The sequence below is a fragment of the Bradyrhizobium sp. th-b2 genome (assembly GCF_000426785.1).
Lineage (GTDB): Bacteria > Pseudomonadota > Alphaproteobacteria > Rhizobiales > Xanthobacteraceae > Bradyrhizobium > Bradyrhizobium septentrionale.
The window spans coordinates 400019-416788 of record NZ_AUGA01000003.1; the positions used below are offsets into that span (position 1 = coordinate 400019).

At 66.3% G+C, this 16770-nt stretch carries 19 protein-coding genes; 7 read left to right on the forward strand and 12 right to left on the reverse strand.

Annotated elements, in window-relative coordinates; genetic code table 11:
- The 5 genes from K359_RS0107090 to K359_RS0107115 form a co-directional block, all read right to left on the reverse strand.
- Nucleotides 1-498, reverse strand: a complete 498-nt coding sequence (locus K359_RS0107090; protein WP_029078716.1) for a peptide deformylase — start codon at nucleotides 496-498, stop codon at nucleotides 1-3.
- Nucleotides 499-567: 69 nt separating this feature from the next.
- Nucleotides 568-1440, reverse strand: coding sequence for a bifunctional helix-turn-helix transcriptional regulator/GNAT family N-acetyltransferase (locus tag K359_RS0107095; protein WP_029078717.1), 873 nt, complete (start codon nucleotides 1438-1440; stop codon nucleotides 568-570).
- A gap of 78 nt (nucleotides 1441-1518) precedes the next feature.
- Nucleotides 1519-1986 carry a carboxymuconolactone decarboxylase family protein gene (locus tag K359_RS0107100; RefSeq protein ID WP_029078718.1) on the reverse strand — a complete coding sequence of 156 codons (468 nt, stop codon included), beginning with the start codon at nucleotides 1984-1986 and terminating at the stop codon, nucleotides 1519-1521.
- A gap of 80 nt (nucleotides 1987-2066) precedes the next feature.
- Nucleotides 2067-2927, reverse strand: a complete 861-nt coding sequence (locus K359_RS0107110) for a DMT family transporter (protein WP_029078719.1) — start codon at nucleotides 2925-2927, stop codon at nucleotides 2067-2069.
- Entirely contained in the window at nucleotides 2924-3430 is a 507-nt protein-coding gene (locus tag K359_RS0107115) for a MarR family winged helix-turn-helix transcriptional regulator (RefSeq protein ID WP_051346032.1), read from the reverse strand. The genes K359_RS0107110 and K359_RS0107115 overlap by 4 nt, the downstream gene beginning before the upstream one ends.
- A 215-nt stretch (nucleotides 3431-3645) precedes the next feature.
- On the opposite strand from K359_RS0107115, the gene K359_RS0107120 reads away from it, so the two are divergent.
- Complete coding sequence (locus K359_RS0107120) at nucleotides 3646-4443, forward strand: DUF899 domain-containing protein (RefSeq protein ID WP_156928390.1); 798 nt, start codon at nucleotides 3646-3648, stop codon at nucleotides 4441-4443.
- Between the two features lie 35 nt (nucleotides 4444-4478).
- Here K359_RS0107120 and K359_RS0107125 read toward each other — a convergent pair whose 3' ends face one another.
- On the reverse strand, nucleotides 4479-5381 hold the full coding sequence (locus tag K359_RS0107125) for a LysR family transcriptional regulator (RefSeq protein ID WP_029078722.1): 903 nt from the start codon (nucleotides 5379-5381) through the stop codon (nucleotides 4479-4481).
- Between the two features lie 99 nt (nucleotides 5382-5480).
- On the opposite strand from K359_RS0107125, the gene K359_RS0107130 reads away from it, so the two are divergent.
- Nucleotides 5481-6038 (forward strand): GNAT family N-acetyltransferase, encoded by a 558-nt coding sequence (locus tag K359_RS0107130; protein WP_051346033.1) that lies wholly within the window; start codon nucleotides 5481-5483, stop codon nucleotides 6036-6038.
- Nucleotides 6035-7228 (forward strand): MFS transporter, encoded by a 1194-nt coding sequence (locus K359_RS0107135; protein WP_029078724.1) that lies wholly within the window; start codon nucleotides 6035-6037, stop codon nucleotides 7226-7228. Before K359_RS0107130 ends, K359_RS0107135 begins: the two co-directional genes overlap by 4 nt.
- Before the next feature lies 1 nt (nucleotide 7229).
- On the opposite strand, the gene K359_RS0107140 is transcribed toward K359_RS0107135, so the two are convergent.
- A complete protein-coding gene (locus K359_RS0107140; RefSeq protein ID WP_156928392.1) occupies nucleotides 7230-8669 on the reverse strand; it encodes an MFS transporter in 1440 nt (479 codons plus the stop codon).
- Nucleotides 8670-8796: 127 nt separating this feature from the next.
- Between K359_RS0107140 and K359_RS0107145 the strand changes: the two genes are divergently transcribed.
- Nucleotides 8797-9723, forward strand: coding sequence for a LysR family transcriptional regulator (locus tag K359_RS0107145; protein WP_245284530.1), 927 nt, complete (start codon nucleotides 8797-8799; stop codon nucleotides 9721-9723).
- Between the two features lie 12 nt (nucleotides 9724-9735).
- Here K359_RS0107145 and K359_RS0107150 read toward each other — a convergent pair whose 3' ends face one another.
- Nucleotides 9736-10644 (reverse strand): LysR family transcriptional regulator, encoded by a 909-nt coding sequence (locus K359_RS0107150; RefSeq protein ID WP_051346046.1) that lies wholly within the window; start codon nucleotides 10642-10644, stop codon nucleotides 9736-9738.
- A 214-nt stretch (nucleotides 10645-10858) separates the two neighbouring features.
- Here K359_RS0107150 and K359_RS0107155 point away from each other — a divergent pair, with 214 nt between their 5' ends.
- Entirely contained in the window at nucleotides 10859-12376 is a 1518-nt protein-coding gene (locus tag K359_RS0107155; protein WP_029078728.1) for an MFS transporter, read from the forward strand.
- Between the two features lie 49 nt (nucleotides 12377-12425).
- Here K359_RS0107155 and K359_RS0107160 read toward each other — a convergent pair whose 3' ends face one another.
- The gene (locus K359_RS0107160) at nucleotides 12426-12830 is read right to left on the reverse strand and encodes a cupin domain-containing protein (protein ID WP_029078729.1); all 405 of its coding nucleotides are present in this window, start codon (nucleotides 12828-12830) and stop codon (nucleotides 12426-12428) included.
- A 93-nt stretch (nucleotides 12831-12923) separates the two neighbouring features.
- The gene (locus K359_RS0107165) at nucleotides 12924-13325 is read right to left on the reverse strand and encodes an Ohr family peroxiredoxin (RefSeq protein WP_029078730.1); all 402 of its coding nucleotides are present in this window, start codon (nucleotides 13323-13325) and stop codon (nucleotides 12924-12926) included.
- Between the two features lie 148 nt (nucleotides 13326-13473).
- On the opposite strand from K359_RS0107165, the gene K359_RS0107170 reads away from it, so the two are divergent.
- Together K359_RS0107170 and K359_RS0107175 are read left to right on the forward strand one after the other, a co-directional pair.
- Nucleotides 13474-13941 carry a MarR family winged helix-turn-helix transcriptional regulator gene (locus tag K359_RS0107170; protein WP_029078731.1) on the forward strand — a complete coding sequence of 156 codons (468 nt, stop codon included), beginning with the start codon at nucleotides 13474-13476 and terminating at the stop codon, nucleotides 13939-13941.
- 156 nt (nucleotides 13942-14097) lie between these two features.
- Nucleotides 14098-14544 carry an EF-hand domain-containing protein gene (locus K359_RS0107175; RefSeq protein ID WP_029078732.1) on the forward strand — a complete coding sequence of 149 codons (447 nt, stop codon included), beginning with the start codon at nucleotides 14098-14100 and terminating at the stop codon, nucleotides 14542-14544.
- An 8-nt stretch (nucleotides 14545-14552) separates the two neighbouring features.
- Here the strand turns inward: K359_RS0107175 and K359_RS0107180 are convergent, their stop codons facing one another.
- Together K359_RS0107180 and K359_RS0107185 are read right to left on the reverse strand one after the other, a co-directional pair.
- The gene (locus K359_RS0107180; protein WP_029078733.1) at nucleotides 14553-15890 is read right to left on the reverse strand and encodes an ATP-binding protein; all 1338 of its coding nucleotides are present in this window, start codon (nucleotides 15888-15890) and stop codon (nucleotides 14553-14555) included.
- The gene (locus K359_RS0107185; RefSeq protein ID WP_245284531.1) at nucleotides 15887-16633 is read right to left on the reverse strand and encodes a response regulator; all 747 of its coding nucleotides are present in this window, start codon (nucleotides 16631-16633) and stop codon (nucleotides 15887-15889) included. The genes K359_RS0107180 and K359_RS0107185 overlap by 4 nt, the downstream gene beginning before the upstream one ends.
- Between the last annotated feature and the right edge of the window lie 137 nt (nucleotides 16634-16770).

Sequence of the window (16770 nt, forward strand, 5' to 3'; positions counted from 1 at the left end):
CTAACCGCGCGACAGCTTCTCGTATCGCTTGATCAGGCGCTCCCGCTTCAGGCGGGACAGCCGCCTGATCCAGAACACGCCGTCGAGCTGATCGATCTCGTGCTGATGGCACACCGCACGCAGGCCGTCCGATTCCTCGGTGTGCATGTTGCCATCGGTGTCCTGATAGCGGATCCGGAGGCGCGCGTGCCGCTCGACCTCGTCATTGACGCCGGGCATCGAGACGCTGCCTTCCTTGTGCAGGATCATCTCGCCCGACGCCCAGATGATCTCCGGATTGACATAGGTCCGCGGCCCCTCGGCTGTGTCGAGCTCGAGCACCACGACCCGCAGCGCCACGCCAATATGCGGCGCGGTGATGCCGATACCCGGCGCCGCATGCATGGTCTCGAGCAGGTCGGCCGCCAGCTCGCGCAGCGCGTCGTCGAACAGGCTCACCGGCTCGGCCGGGAGCGCAAGCCGCGGATCGGGATAGCGGACGATGGGGCGGATGGTCATGCCAGCGTCTTAGGCCAGCGCGCGGCGCCGGACAATACGCGCGTGCAAGGGCTCAACTCGCCGCGCCGCTCAGAGACGTTTTTCGAAGAACAGATCGGGGTAGGGGTCGTCGTTGAAGCGCGGGATCTCGGTCCAGCCGCTCCGGCGATAGAGCTGGCCGGCTTCCGCCAGCGCGCTGTTGGTGTCGAGCCGCAGCACCGCAATGCCGAGCTCCCGCGCGGCGCGCTCAGACGCGTCCATCAGGCGGCGGCCGAGGCCGAGCCCGCGCGCGGCCGGCGCGACCCAGAGCCGCTTGATCTCCGCGAATTCGCCGCTGCTGCCCTTCAGCCCGACGCAGCCGAGCGGCAGGCCGTCCGACATCGCCACGATGAAGCTGCCGCGCGGACGCACCATGTCCTTGGCATCGGGATCGCGCGACAGCTTGACGTCAAAGCCCTGTTTGAAGCGTCGCGCCAGCTCGGCGTAATATTCGCCGAGGCAGTAGCGTGCTTCCTCGCCGCGCGGATCCATCTCTCGCAGAGCGGTGCCGTCGCGCCCGAGCGCCGAGGCGATCATGTCCATCGCCGCCAGCAGCGCATCGCGTTGCGTGTGGTGGGCGAGGAAGTCCTTTGCCTGGCGGTTGGAGATCGCCTCATAGGCGTTGAACTCGCGCTTGCCCGCCGGCGTCAGCCTGGCGATGCGGCGGCGCGCGTCGTCGCCATGGGCCGTGGTCTCGATCAGCCCCTCGTCCTCGAGGCTGCGCAACAGACGGCTCATCAGGCCGGAATCGAGGCCGAGATAATCCCTGATCTCGCCCACGTCGGTGCGTCCATGCCCGATCGCGTTGAGCACGCGCGCTGCCCCGAGCGGCCGGCCGCGCCCGAGGAACGAGGTGTCGAGCGCGCCGACGGCGGAGGTCACGGCACGGTTGAAGCGGCGGACGCGGGAAACAGGGTCGAGCATATATCTGACTTTAGTCAGATATTATTTCCGCGTCAATCGCCCGCCGATCCGCTGCGTCCCTTCATGCCATGTCCGCGGTCACGCGACGGCCATCCTGACCTTGACGGTCTGCGGATCGACGAAGCCGCCGAAGCCGACCGCGATCCGGTTCCAGCCGTTGATGATGTTGATCAGCAAGGTCACCTTGACCTGCTCCTCCGCCGTGAAATGCGCCTTCAGCGTCTCGTAGGCGGCGACATGGGTGCGTTGCTCGCAGAGCCGCGTCAGCGCCTCGGTCCAGCCGAGCGCGGCGCGCTCGCGGTCGGTGTAGCAGGGCGCGTCGCGCCAGGCCGACAGCAGATAGATGCGCTGCTCGGTCTCGCCCTCGTCGCGGGCGAACGTCGTGTGCAAATTGATGCAGTTGGCGCAGCCATTGATCTGGGAGGCGCGGATCTTGATGAGCTCGGCGAGCCGCGGCCCGAGGCTGGCCGCGATCGCGACGGAGGCGTCGAACCAGATCTTCATGATCCTGGGGGCGGCGGCGAGGGGATCAAGTCTGACAGTCATGCTGGGTTCCTCGGTGTTGTCCGACATCAAGACGAACGAGGAACGGCCAAAGTGACATGATGGCGAGATTTTTCTGGGATCTAGTTCCGCGCCAGCACCAGCACATTGCCGGCCAGGATCGCGCCGGCGCCGGCGAGCACCGGCCAGCCGAGTGCAAGGTGCTCGAACAGCGCGGACAGCACCAGCGCGACCAGCGGCACCAGCGCGAGCGTGTAGGCGGCGCGGCCAGGGCCGAGGCGGCGCACCAGCTCGAAATACAGCATGAAGGTGATGCAGGACGCGGCGATCGCGAGATAGAGGAAGCTTGTGAGATAAGAAAGGGAAATGTCGGCCGCAAACGGCGTGCCGGTCGCTGCGGCCCAAAGCGCGCTCGCGGCCGCGCCGACGAATGCGCCCCAGGCCAGCACGGAGACGACGGGCAGTCCGGCGCGCTGGTTGCGCGCACCGACCGTCGTTCCGGCGCCGGTCGCGACCGCCGCAGTGAGCGCCCAGGCGAAACCTGCCAGCGGCGCGGTGCCATTCGCGGCGGCGCCGGGCAGGAAGATGATGGCGAGGCCAAGGATGCCGCACAGCGCGCCCCACACGAAGCCGGAGGAGATCGGGACGCCGAGCGCGGCGCGCGCGATCACGGCCGCGAACAGCGAGGATGTCGACAGCACCAGCGCCGCAAGTCCGCTCGGCATCCGCGCGGTCGCTTCATAGAAGGCGATGAAGGCGATGGCGAAGAACAGCAGGCCCTGCAACGCGACGGCCAGGCGATCTTTTCGTGGGATCGCCAGCGGCACGCCGCGCAGCCGGCCGTAGCCGAGCAGGACGAGGCCTGCGAGCACCATGCGCAGTGCGACCGACCACGGCGCGGGCGTCACGCCGGCCTGCATCGCGGTTGCCAGCGCGCCGCCGCCCCACAGCAGTGCGGTCAGCGCGAACAGTGCGGCGGTCATGGCGCAGCGGTGTCATCGAGCAGCGCGTGCCAGCCGCCGGCGTCGATCCGTGCGCTCTCTCCCTCAAGCCTGGTGAGGGCAGAATCGAGCATCGTTCGCTCGCTCTCCGAGAGGCGCGCAAGCAGTCGCGCCTCGATCGCGCTGCCCAGCGCGGCGATCCGGTTGAAGGCGGTTCGGCCGCTGCGGGTGATGCTGACCGCGGCGAAGCGCCGATCAGTCTTCCCGGAGCGTCGCACCGCGAAGCCGAGCTCGACCAGCTGGCCGATGCCGCGGCTGACCGCGAACGGGTCGAGCGCGCAGGCGCGGCCGATCTCGGAGGCATTGGCGGCATTTCGTTCGGCGATGACGGCGAGGATGCGCCAGCCTGCCTGGCTCAGTCCAAATGTCTCGCTGTAGAAACTCTCGAGCGGGCGGGCGACCTGCGCCGCGACCAGGAACAGGCGGTAGGGCAGCCAGGCGCTGAGCTTGAGGCCATCATCGGACGCAGGGGCGGTCTGTTTCATGGGGCAGGAAGCTCGCACAAGTAATTGCAAAGTGCAAGCATATCGCAAGGATGAAGTCGGGCATCGAGGCGCATGCGGGAAAATCCCGACACACTTGTCACTCCCACCCGTCGCTGCCGCTGCGCCAGATTGCGGCATGGCCAATGACGAACGGCCGCGGACGTGGAACTGCGCCGAGGCCCCCGAGTTCGTCCAAATCGGAGATGGAGATCATCATGAGCAAATCAGCGGAAAACGATCGCGGCGGACTGGCGGCGATGCAGACCCCGCCGGTGGTGTCGCAGGAGGCGTGGGAGGCGGCGCGCCTGCAGATGCTGGTGAAGGAGAAGGCGCAGGTGCGGGCGCGTGATGCGCTCGCTGCAGAGCGGCGGCGGATGCCCTGGATGGCGGTCGATAAGCCGTATGTGTTCGAAGGACCGAACGGCAAGGTCAGCCTGCTCGATTTGTTCGAGGGCCGCCGGCAGCTGATCGTCTACCGCGCCTTCTTCGAGCCCGGCGTGTTTGGCTGGCCCGACCACGGCTGCCGCGGCTGCTCGCTCGGCGCCGATCAGGTCAGCCATCTCTCCCATCTGAACCAGCGCGACACCACGCTCGCCTACGCCTCGCGCGCGCCGCAGGCCGATATCGCGCGGCTGAAGGAGCGGATGGAGTGGGAGATGCCCTGGTACACGATCACCGACAGTTTCGATTCCGACTTCGGCGTCGCCGAGTGGCACGGCCACAACGTCTTCATTCGCGACGGCGCGCGGATCTTCCGCACCTATCTCGTCAACAGCCGCGGTGACGAATCGATGGGGACGGTCTGGAGCTATCTCGACATCACGCCGTTCGGCCGCCAGGAGCTCTGGGAAGATTCGCCGAAGGGCTATCCGCAGGGCCCGACCTACAAATGGTGGAACTGGCACGACAATTACGATGCCGAAGCCACCCCGAACGCGAAGTGGGCTGCGGTGACCGATGCCGGTGAGGCCGCATTCCGTGAGATCGCGGAGCAGGAGCGCAAGGCCACTTGATGGGGTGGGAGCAGGGAGGGCGCGCGGCGTCCTCCCTAGCGGCCGTTGTGCCTTCCGGCCGAGAGCGTCTTCAGCGCCGACAAGGCCTGCCGGAGCCCGCGATCGAGGCGTTTGTCGCGGCGGATCACGACGGCGAGCCGGCGGTACAGCTTTGGCGACAGCGACCGCACGACGAGATCGCGCTGCCTGGTCCTGGCGGGCACGGCCATGCCGGGCAGGATCGCGCAGCCAAGACCGGCACGCACCATCTCCTTGATCGCCTCGACGCTGCCGAGCGACATCAGCGGCTTCAGCGACACGCCGCCGCGCGCCAGCCATTCGTCCGCGGTGCGCCGGGTGTTGCCGCCGGGCTCGAACAAGAGAACGGGCCTGGTCGCCAGCACCTCGGGCGTGATCCGCGCCGGCAGCTGCATGTCGCGGGGCGCGATCAGCACGAACTCGTCATTCATGACCGGCGTGATCTCAAAACTTCGTCCCGACACCGGCAGCGTGACCAGCGCGATGTCGATCGTGTTGTCCTCGACGGCTCTGGCGATCTCCGCCGTGTTGCCCGTGGTGACCGTGATCTCCAGCGAGGGCAGTGCAGCGCGCAGCTCCTTCAGGATCGGCGGCAGCAGGAAGATGCAGGCGGTCGCGCCGGTGCCGAGCCGCACCCGGCCTGCCGTTCCCGTCGTCTGCTGCGCGACGGCGTCGACCGCCGATGCCACGGCCGCGTTGATCTGCTGCGCATGCGACAGCAAGGCGACGCCGGCGGCGGTCGGCCTGGCCCGCCGTCCGACCCGCTCGATCAGGGTTGCATTCAGGCTGCGCTCGAGCTGGCGCACCTGCAAACTCACCGCGGGCTGCGTCAGCTGCAGCCGCTCGGCCGCCGCGGAGAAGCTGCCGCAATCGATCACCACGGCGAAACTTTCGAGATAGTCGAGGTTGAGGCTCTTCATCAAAGTATCTCTTATGCTTTGCATAAGCTGTCAAAGCTTCACTTATATAGCGCCAGGGCGCATGCTCGAGCAACATTGACGGCTTGGGTGAGAGACGGAATGGCGGTAGGCAGCAACGGCGTCGTGGTCCGCGACGCTGCAGGTGGTGACATGGCTGACGTGCAGGGCATCTATGCCCATCACGTGCTCAACGGACTGGCGACCTTCGAGGAAGTGCCGCCGACGGTGGACGAGATGCGCAGCCGCCGGAACGCCGTGCTGGCGGCAGGGCTGCCGTATCTCGTGGCTGTCGTTGACGGCCGCGTGGCCGGCTATTCCTATGCGACATCGTATCGGCCGCGGCCGGCCTATCGCCTCACCATCGAGGACTCGGTCTACGTGTCCGACGGACTGGGTGGACGCGGCATCGGCGTGGCGCTGCTGCAGGGCTTGATCGCGCGGGCCGAAGCAGGACCCTGGCGGCAGATGCTCGCCGTGATCGGCAACAGCGGTAACGCCGGATCGATCGCGCTGCACCGTCGCATGGGCTTTCAGCCGGTGGGCACCCTGACATCGGTCGGCTTCAAGCTCGGCCAATGGGTCGACACCGTGCTGATGCAGCGGCCGCTGGGGCCGGGCGCATCAGTGCTTCCATCGGAGCAGGAGACGGCCCGGTGATCGAACGCCGGGTCGTGGCCGCCCTCGGGCTTGCGCAACTGATATCGTGGGGCGCGACCTACTACCTGATCGGCGGCTTCGGCGAGCAGATCGCCGCCGATCTCGGCTGGAGCCGCGACATCGTCTACGGCGGATTTGCCGCTGCACTTCTGGTGATGGGCGTGACGTCACCACTGGCGGGGAGATGGGTGGACGGCCGCGGCGGCCGCGAGGTCATGGTCACGGGCGCCGTGATCAACGCGCTCGGCTGCGCCGGCCTCGCTGCCTCGTATCAGGTCGCAACCTACTTCGCATCGTGGATCATCCTTGGTCTCGGCATGCGGCTGACGCTATACGATGCGGCGTTCGCGGCGCTGGCCCGGATCGGCGGACCGGAGGCGCGCCGCGCGATGTCCGGCATCACGCTGCTCGGTGGCCTGGCGGCGACGGTGTTCTGGCCGCTCGGCCATACGCTCTCGGAACATTTCGGCTGGCGCGCTGCGGTGCTGGCCTATGCCGGCCTTGCGCTGCTGACGATCCCGCTGCATCTGCTGATTCCGAACCAGCGGTTTGCCGGCGTGCCGAGCTCCAGTTCGGTAGTGCCCAAGCAGCCGCGCGCGGTCGGCCGGAGGCAGCTTGCAGCGGCAGGCGGGCTCTATGCCGTGATCATGACCGGCGCCAATTTCCTGAATGCCGGCATGTCCGCGCACATGATCGCGGTGCTCTCCGGCCTCGGGCTCACCGTCACCGTGGCGGTGTGGATCGCAACGTTCCGGGGCATCGGGCAATCCGCCGCGCGTCTCTGCGAAGTGCTGTTCGGCGGACGGATCGATCCGCTCGCGCTCAACCTGGCCGCCTGCCTGATCATGCCGCTCTCCTTCATCGCCGGCCTGTTCAGCGGGTCGTCGAAGGAGATGGGGATCGCCTTCGCGCTGCTGTACGGCGCCTGCAACGGCATTCTGACCATTACCAGGGGAACGCTGCCGCTGATCCTGTTCGATCATCGCAGCTATGGCACGTTGGTCGGCCGGCTGATTGTTCCGAGCTTCATCCTGCCGGCGGCGGCGCCGCTGGCCTATGCGATCGTGATCGACCGGCTCGGCGATGCGAGTGCGCTCTATCTCTCCACCGGCCTTGCCACGATGACATTGCTTGCGGCCGCCATGCTGAAGCTGCTGTTTCCGCCGCGTCGTGAGGACGCGAAGCAATAGCTCAACCCGCCGTCGGCTCGCGAGGCAGCCACAGCGAGAGCCAACCGCCGACGGCCAGCAGCGCCACGTTGCAGCCGAGCGCGATCGTGAAAGCGTGCGCGTAATCGTCGGTCTGCGGATGCGTCCCGAGCAGGCCGTAGAAGACGCCGCCGATCACAGCGACGCCGAGTGCCGCGCCGATCTGGAAGGTCGAGATCATCATGCCCGATGCCAGCCCGGCATGGCGCGGATCGATGCTGCCGATTACGGCCTTGATGACCGAGGGCATCACGGTGCCAAAACCGAGCCCGCCGCAGATCAGGCCGAAGGCGAGGCTTTGCGGCAGCGCGCCGCCGACCGACAGCATGACGATACCAAAGCCGATCACCTGCAACGCAAAGCCCAACGTCAGCGTGCGCGCGCCGAGCCATTGCATCACCAGCGGCGAGACGAGCGAGCTCACGAAGAAGCCTGTGGCAAAGGGCAGGGTGGCGAGACCGGCCGCCAGCGGAGACTGATGCAGGCCGCTTTGCAGGTAGACCGCAAAGGTCAGGTAGAACGACGAGAGCATGTAGAACGCGGGCGCCATCACCAGGCCGATCACGAAATCGCTGTTGCGCAGCAGATGCAGCGCGACCAGCGGGTCGCCGCCGCGGGCTTCGAGTCGCGCCTCGAAGCGGACGAAGGCGGCGAGCATCACTGGTGAGGCCAGCAGCATCGCGATGATCCACGCCGGCCAGCCGAGTTCACGGCCCTCGATCAACGGATAGACCAGAAGGCCGAGCGTGAGCGACAGCAGGATGACGCCACCAATGTCGAGCCGCTGGGCGTGCTCAGAGCGGGAGTCGGCGAGGTACAGCACGCCGCCGACGAACGCGACGAGGCCGATCGGCAGGTTGATGAGGAAGATCGCCTGCCAGGCCAATCCGAACGGACGGGCCGATACCAGAACGCCGCCCAGCACCTGGCCGCAGATGTTGGCAAGGCCGAAAGTCGCGCCGTAGAAGCCGAGCGCGCGGCCCTGTTCGGCTGCCGGAAACAGCACGCGGATCGAGGCAAGCACCTGCGGGGCCATCACCGTCGCGGTGAGGCCCTGCAGGATCCGCCCCGCGACCAGCACCGTGGGCGACCATGCAATGCCGCACAGCACCGACGCGATCGTGAAGCCGGCGACGCCGGTCAGGAACATGCGGCGACGTCCGAAGAGATCGCCGAGCCGGCCGCCGGTGATTAGGAACACCGCATAAGTCGCAGCATAGGCCGAGATGACGAACTGGACCTCGCTTGCGCTGGCACCGAGATTGTCGCGAATGGCCGGCAGCGCGAGATTGACGACATTGAAATCGAGGATCGGCAGGAAGGCGCCGGTCAGCAGCACGGGCAGGGCCAGCCACCGCCTTGGGTCGGCTGTCGCCGGCCGTGGGTCGTGCAGTTGCAACGTCTCGGTGGTCTCGCTTGTCACCTGCCATTCCTCCTCGGCAATCGGCAACGGCTCGCGTGGGGTGCGCGAGGCCGATTTAATAATGGAGAAGATGGCCTGTTCGTTTGCGATCAGGTATTATCCAGATATGGCAAATGAGTTTGCAAAAATGCACAGTGCAGGAATGCACAGCGCGCTGGACTGGAACGATCTCCGGCTCGTCCTCGCCATTGCGCGGGAGGGCAGTCTTTCGGGAGCGGCGCGCCGGCTGGGCGTCGCGCATTCGACGGTGTTTCGCCGTCTCGGCACGATCGAGCGAACGATCGGAACACGTCTGTTCGAACGCTTCCGCGACGGCTATGCGCCGACGCCTGCGGGAGAGACCGCTGCGGCATCGGCGGCCCGTCTCGAGGACGAGGTGCTCGCGCTCGAGCGCAAGCTGGCGGGACAGGACCTCAGGCCGTCGGGTCCGGTCCGGATCACAACCACCGATACGCTCGGCGCGGTCCTGATGCGGCATCTGCCGGCGATGCGGGCCGCGCATCCGGAGATTCAGCCCGAGATCGCCATCTCGAATACGATGGCGAACCTGACGCGCCGCGAGGCCGAGATTGCGATCCGGCCCACGCCTGCGCCATCCGAGCTGCTGGTCGGGCGGCGCGTGGCCGATATTGCACATGCGGTCTACGGATCGCGGGCCTATCTCGCCCGGCGCCACGACAAGGATCTGTCTGCACACGACTGGATCGGGCTCGACGACGTGCTTGCGGGAACCGTGATCGCCGGCTGGATGCGCGACAACTTTCGTTCAGCGCGGATCGCCTGCCGCGTCGATGCGCTTCCGGCGCTGCGCGACGCGGCCATCGCCGGAATGGGGCTCGCCTTGCTGCCCTGCTATGTCGGCGATCTCGCGCCCGCGCTGCGCCGCGTAACCCCGAAGACGCTTGCCGAGCCGCGATCGGCGCTGTGGCTGTTGACGCATGACGATCTCAAGCGCACCGCGCGGATCCGCGCCACCCTCGATTTTCTGGCCAAGGCGCTCGCGTCGGAGCGCGCGCTGTTCGAGGGCAAGCGCGCCGACAGCGCGCGACGCTAGTTGGCATATGGTTCAGGACCCAGCCGCTTCCGTGACGGCACGGATTTCCTCGGCTGCGCGATCTGCAGGCAGCCGATGATGCTCGCGAAAGGCACCGACGAGCGTCTTCAGCACGACGCGGGATTTTGCATCCGATAACGCCGCTAGCAGCACGATCTCGGACGGCGGAAGGGCAGGCAGGCCGAACCGGCGACTGACCTCGATTGTGCCTGCCGGTGCAAGGCGGCACGAGAACACCGATGTGGCGAGGCCGGCGGCCACCGCGTCGGCGACCGCAAAGGATCCGCAGCCGAGGAAGGTCTCCGTCCACGGGATGCCTGCCGCCGCCAGCGCCCGCGTCGCGATGTTGAGCACGCCGCAGCTTGGCGAGGAGGCGGCCAGCCGCAGCGGCTCGCCGGTGCGATGGACAAAGTCCGGCGTGGCGAACCAGCCGTAGTGATCCGTCGCCAGTATCTCGCCGTCACGGCGGTCGTCCTCGCGGCGGATGATCGCGGCGTCGATCTGGCCGCGGTCGAAGGCGTCGAGCAGGTCGCGGGAATCGCCGAGCCGGACCTCGATGGTGAGCGTAGGATCGTGCGCATGCAGCCGCGCCAGCAAGGTCGGGACTTCAGCGCCTCCGACATGGGTGGCGATGCCGAGCGAGAAGCGGCGGTGGCGCGCCGGCGACAGTCCCGCGACGGCGCGGTCATGCGCAGCGAGCAGTTCGCGCGCGGGCGCGAGAAATTCCGCGCCCTGTGCCGACAGGCGGACCAGCCGCGGTGTCCGCTCGATCAGCCTGTGGCCGACCTGGCGCTCCAGCCGCTTCAGCTTCACGCTGGTCGCACCCTGCGTGGTGCCGAGTGCTTCGGCGGCGCGCGTAAAGCTCCTGAGCTCGGCGATGGTCACGAAGGTCTTCACAGCATCGACGTCAAGCGTGGTCATGTCAGTCATCCGGAATTGTTGTCTCTGAAATATCTAGTCATCCAATTCACCAATGCTCAAGCCGTGACTAGCTTTGCGCTCTGAAGCGCCGCGGCCACCCGATTCCTGCCGCTGCTGCCTCAATACATCGTGAGTCAATCGACCGACGCTGCTGCCAGCACCCTGGCAACAGCGTGCGGTATGCCGTTGGCTCGCCACAACAAAAGGCCTGATCATGTCCTCTGAACTGAGCCGCCGCGGCGCTGTCGTGCTGTCAGCCGTATGCCTTGCCTGCCTGATGTTTGGATTGGAGATCTCCAGCATCCCCGCGATCCTGCCGACGCTTGAACAGGTGCTGCATGCCGACTTCAAGGCGCTGCAATGGATCATGAACGCCTACACGATCGCGGTCACCACGGTGCTGATGGCGATCGGGACGGTGGCGGATCGCTATGGGCGCAAGCGCATCTTCTTGGTCGCGATCGCGGCGTTCGGCATCACCTCACTGATCTGCGGCGTCGCCTCGAGCGTCGAGATGCTGATCGTCGCGCGATTTCTGCAAGGGCTGAGCGGCGGTGCACTCTTGATCTGTCAGATCGCCGTGCTGTCGCATGAATTCCAGGGCGGCCGGGTGCGTGCGGTCGCCTGGGGCTGGTGGGGCGTCATCTTCGGCATCGGTCTCGGCTTCGGGCCGATCATCGGTGGCGCCGTTGCCGCGGTACTGAGCTGGGAGTGGGTGTTCCTTGTCCACGTGCTGCTCGCTGCTGTGGCGTTCGTGCTCACGATCGGCGGCGTCCATGAATCCAGGGATCCGAAGGCGAGCAGCCTCGACATCGCCGGCATCGTGACGATGTCGCTCTCCGTGTTCTGCCTCGCCTTCTACATCACGCAGGGCCCCGATCTCGGCTTCCTAGGCACGAAGGGGCTTGCGATTCTCGGTGTCTCCGTTGCGAGCTTCATCGCGTTCCTCGTTGCGGAGAAAGTCAGCCGGCGGCCGATGTTCGACTTTTCTGTGTTCCGTATTCCAGCCTTCTCCGGCTCGATCATCGGCTCGGCCGCGATGAACCTCAGCTACTGGCCGTTCATGATCTATCTGCCGATCTGGTTTCACGCCGGCCTCGGCTATGACAGCGTGTCGGCCGGTCTTGCGCTGCTCGCCTATACGCTGCCGACACTGGTGATGCCGCCCTTCGCCGAACGCCTGTCGCTGCGCTATCAGCCGGGCCTGATCATCCCAGTGGGGCTGTTCATCATCGGCACCGGATTCATGCTGATGAAGTTCGGCAGCGCCGCTGCGCAGCCCGGCTGGCTGACGATGCTGCCGGGCTGCCTGATCGCCGGAATTGGCCTCGGCATCACCAACACGCCGGTCACCAACACAACGACCGGCTCGGTGTCGAGCGACCGTGCCGGCATGGCCTCCGGGATCGACATGAGCGCGCGGATGGTCTCGCTTGCGGTCAACATCGCGCTGATGGGTTTCATCCTCGCAAGCGGGGTGCTGGCGCATCTGAAGGCGGTGCTGCCGGCGCTGGACAGCGTGCAACTGCGCGTCATCGCCGAGCGGATCGCGGCTGGTGACGTTGCAGCGTCGCCCGAGCTAACGGGCCCGATCGTGCATCAGGCGCTCGCCAGCGGCTTTGGCTGGGTGATGCTCTATGGCGGCGTCGGCGTGTGGATCATGGCCGCGACCAGTCTGCTGATCTTCAACGCGCGGCCGGTGCGGCAGGCCGAGGTTCAATGCACGAAGTGAATCTGATGTCGCCGTGCCCGCCCGTGAGGTGGCGGGCAGGCGGCTGGCTTCACTTCGCGAGAGTGAGCAGCGGCTTGTCCTTCTCGACGATATACGTCGCAAGCTCGCTCGCGGTGACATTGCCGACGTTCCTCGCCGCATGGATCGTACCTGCGGGGATGAATAGCACGTCGCCGGCCTTCAGCGTCGCCGGCGGCTTGCCGTCGACGTCGTATTCGAGCGTGCCGGCGAGCACATAGATGATCTCTTCGCCCGGATGGGTGTGCCGGCCGAACGCCTTGCCGGGAGCGATGTCGACACGCACCTGGACCGCTTCACGTCCGGGCGCGCTGAGATCGTGGCGCTGAAGGTCGGTTCGCGTGATGCCGGCCGGTTGCTGGGCCTGCGCGGTTGGGATCGTCAGGAGGCTTCCAGCGATTAGGGCCGCTCTTGCGAACAGGCGCGTCGCCTTCATCAGTCTGCTGGTCATTTTGAACTCCTGTGCTTTGTCGCCCGACCGCGAGCCGGCAGCCGGCCGGCCCGCGTCGGAGGCCGTCATGCGCGTGTTTCAGACGAGCGTGGTGGTGACGTCGATGTTGCCGTGGACCGCCTTGGAGTAGGGGCAGATGCCGTGGGCGGCTTCGATCAGCTGCTGCGCAACCTCGCGCTCGACGCCGGGAACGTGGACGTTGAGGCGCGCGCTCAGGAAGAAGGCGCTACCGGCCTGGTTCAGATCGATCTCGGCGTCGACCTCGGGCTCGCTCGCGAGCTTGATCTTGCGCTGTCCGGCGGCGAGCTGGATCGCGCCGAGGTAGCAGGCCGACCAGGCGGCCGCGAACAGGTTTTCGGCGGCGGGGTGCGGCTGCGGCAGCTTGACGTCGAGGAAGCCGTCGCGCGAGCGGGCGGCACCGTTCGCTCCGGCGGTAACGTGGGTCTTCCCGGTGACGAGAACCTTGGCATTGGCGGTCATGGCGAGCTCCTTTTGGATGTAGATAGATCGTATACGATCTAATCGGATGCGTGTTGAAATAGACCTCGCGTCCGGCGGTGTCAAGCACTTCCGATTTAATCGGATACGATTTATATTGATTCGGACTTCACGAACTCCGGAGACGCCCGTGACCCGCCCCGCCAAGGCCGACACCAAAGGCCGAAAACTCTCGAATTTTCTGTGCTTTGCGGTCTATTCGGCCAATCTGGCCTTCGGCCGCGCCTACAAGCCGATCCTGGACGCGGTCGGCCTGACCTACACCCAATACATTGCCCTGGTGGCGCTGTCGGAGGCCGACGAGCAGACCGTCAGCGCGCTCGGCGAAAAGCTGTTTCTGGAATCCAACACGCTGACGCCGATCCTCAAGAAGCTTGAGCAGAGCGGGTACATCAGCCGCGTCCGCGATCCTGCCGACGAGCGGCAGGTGCGGGTGAGCCTGACGCCGGCGGGAAGGCGCCTGCTCGACAAGGACCTCAACGCGTCCCTGATCGAGGCGACCGGACTCGGTGACGAGTTTCCAGTCGTGCAGAAGACCGTCGTCAGGCTGCGCGACAATCTGCTGCACAACACGCGCGGCGATCCGAAGAAGGGCTGATCCCGCGGCGGCAAATTGTAACGCGCTGTATCCGCACCGCGTCCTTCCGCATTTTCGCCACGGCGCAACCGGCAACTCCGGCCCGCGTTGCGATGATGCGGAGGAGGGATCAGTTTGCGCGGAAGATCGTCATCGATCTGCGGGGTGATTGCCACGATGAGCCTGCTCTGCGCGGCCATCTCGGCTGTATCGGCGCAACCGGCTCCATCAGATCAAGAGCATCGTCCGCAGCCGGGCGGAGATCGCTCGCCGGCGAGCGCAGCCGAGATCTGGGACGCCAATCGTGATGGCGTCTACACCTGCGACGAGTGGAAGGCCTATCTGGGGCGGCTGTTCGATCGTGCTGACCGCAACCACGACGGCAATCTCGCGCCTGCGGAGTTCGACGGCGTTCGCCGCGCCGGCAGCGCGCTCGCCGACGCGGATTTCGGCTATTTCGACGAGAACCAGGACGGCAAGATCACGCGCAGCGAGTTCGTCGGCAAGCCGAATGAATTCATCCTGCAGAACGACAAGAACGGCGACTGCCGCGTCACCCAGGACGAGCTCAAGAATACCGGAACGGACCAGAAGCGACCTCCCGGCAGAGGCAAGAAATCCTGACGCCCGGTCTATCCAATGGCGTCCTCGTGAAGCGGCCGACGCGACGAATGCGACCCGCTGCGATTCGGCTCCTGGCGCTGCGTTCCCGGCAGCTCAATGCGGACGAGCAGGCCGTGCGGCGCATTGTTGTGCAGCGAGAGCCCGCCGCCATGCCCGCGCACCACGGCGTCGGCGATCGAAAGGCCAAGTCCGAAGCCGCTTTTCTCATCCATGGTGCGCGCCTCGTCGCCGCGGACGAAGGGTTTCAGCATTTCGGCGCGGCGGTGTTCGGGAATCCCCGGACCGTCGTCCGCGACGTCGATGGTGGCCCGGTTGGCCGATGCGGTCAGCCGGATCTCCACCTCGCTTCCGAAGCGCAGGGCATTCTCGACCAGGTTGGTCACGGCGCGGCTGATCTCGCCGGAGCGGATCATCAGCGAAGCTCTGTTCGGGCCCTGGTAGCGCACGACATGGCCGCAATCGGAGAATTGCTCGCAGATCGTCTGCAACAGGGCGGCCACGTTGACGAGGGTCGGCTTCGCCGCGCTGCCGCCGCTGAGGAATGACAGCACGGATTCCAGCATCGCCTGCATCTGGTCGAGGTCGTGAAGGGTCTCCGCGCGGTGGGCGTCGTTCTCGATGTATTCCGATCTGAGCCGCAGCCGGGTGATCGGGGTGCGCAAATCGTGGCTGATCGCGGCGAGCATGCGCGTGCGGTCGTTCATCAGGCTGGTGATGCGTTCGCGCATCTGATTGAGCGCGACCGCCGCCGCGCGGATTTCCTCCGGGCCCGTCTCGGGAAGCGGTGCTGCCGCCTGGCTGATGCTGAAATTCTCGGCGGCGCGGGCGAACGCGGACAGCGGAGCGCTGAGCGCGCGCCCGGCCCACACGCCGAGCAGCGTGACGCTGACGAACAGGAACAGGAACGTACTCAGCCAGAATGCGCCGAAGAAGGGCGGCATTTTGGTCGGGCCGATCGTTGCCTCGAACAGGGCGCCGTCCGGCAACCGAACCGCCGCCGGTGCGGTCTTCGCGGAAAACTCATCGACATCGTCGACGGCTGGCGCATTTGCATCGTCAGACAAGCCCGGGCCAGCGTCGCGCAATGTGAAGTGCAGCCGGGGAAAGGTCCGATCGGCCGCCTGCAACAGCGTTACGCGATTGGCCGCAGGGGTCACAGCCAGAAGCTTGGCAATCAGCTGGAACTGATGGATCGGCCGGTCCGCAAACGATCGCGGTTTCTGGCTGGTGAAATACAGCCCGATCAGCGCGTGGATCAACACCAGCGAAAGCAGGATCAGCGCGGCGATCTGGCCGCTGATCCGCCGGAAGCTGAAAAGCGCGGCAATCCTGCGGGTCCAGCTCATGCGTCTTCCACATGCGGTGTGAAGATGTATCCGCCGGTCCGCACTGTCCGGATCACGGATGATCCTTCGTTCGTATCGAGCTTGCGACGCAGCCGGCTCACCAGCACATCGACGCTGCGCCCGAACGGACTGGCCGGCCGGCTGCGCGTCATGGTCAACAGGCCGTCCCGCGTCAGAATGCGGCCGGGCCGCTCGCAAAACGCTTGCAGCAGATCGAACTCCGCGCTCGTCAGCGGCACCTGGGCGCCCTCGGGATCGCGCAGCTCGCGCACGCGCAGGTCGATGGTCCAGTCCTGGAAGCGCAGCCGGGTGGCGCTCTGGCCGGAGCGCCCGGCAAGATCGGCCTGGGCCTGACGGCGCAGCACGGCGTTGATCCGCGCCAGCAGCTCGCGCGGATTGAATGGCTTGGCGAGATAATCGTCGGCTCCCATCTCGAGCCCGAGGATCCGGTCGAGGTCCTCACCTTTCGCCGTGAGCATGATGATCGGGATCGTCGAATCGCCGCGCAGGCGGCGGCACAGCGTCAGCCCATCCTCTCCCGGCAGCATCAGGTCGAGCACTACGAGATCGAGCGAATGCCCGGCAAGGTAGCGATCCATCTCGCGGCCGTTCGAGGCGGTGGCCACCAGGCAGGATTGGTCGCGCAGGTAGCGGGCAATCAAGTCTCTGGTTTGCTGATCGTCCTCGACGACCAGGATCTTTGGCGTATGTGCAAGCATGGTCCGTGTCTGGGCCCTGGTCATGATGTCATCTGGCGCGCGTTCTCGTGCGCGTTCAGCCACCAATCGACCAGCATACGCGTCGCTTGTGGGCGGCATTGTGCCTTTTCGTCAGTATAGTGTTTCTGGAGTGTAACCGGCGCCCGCCTGCCGGAAACAAG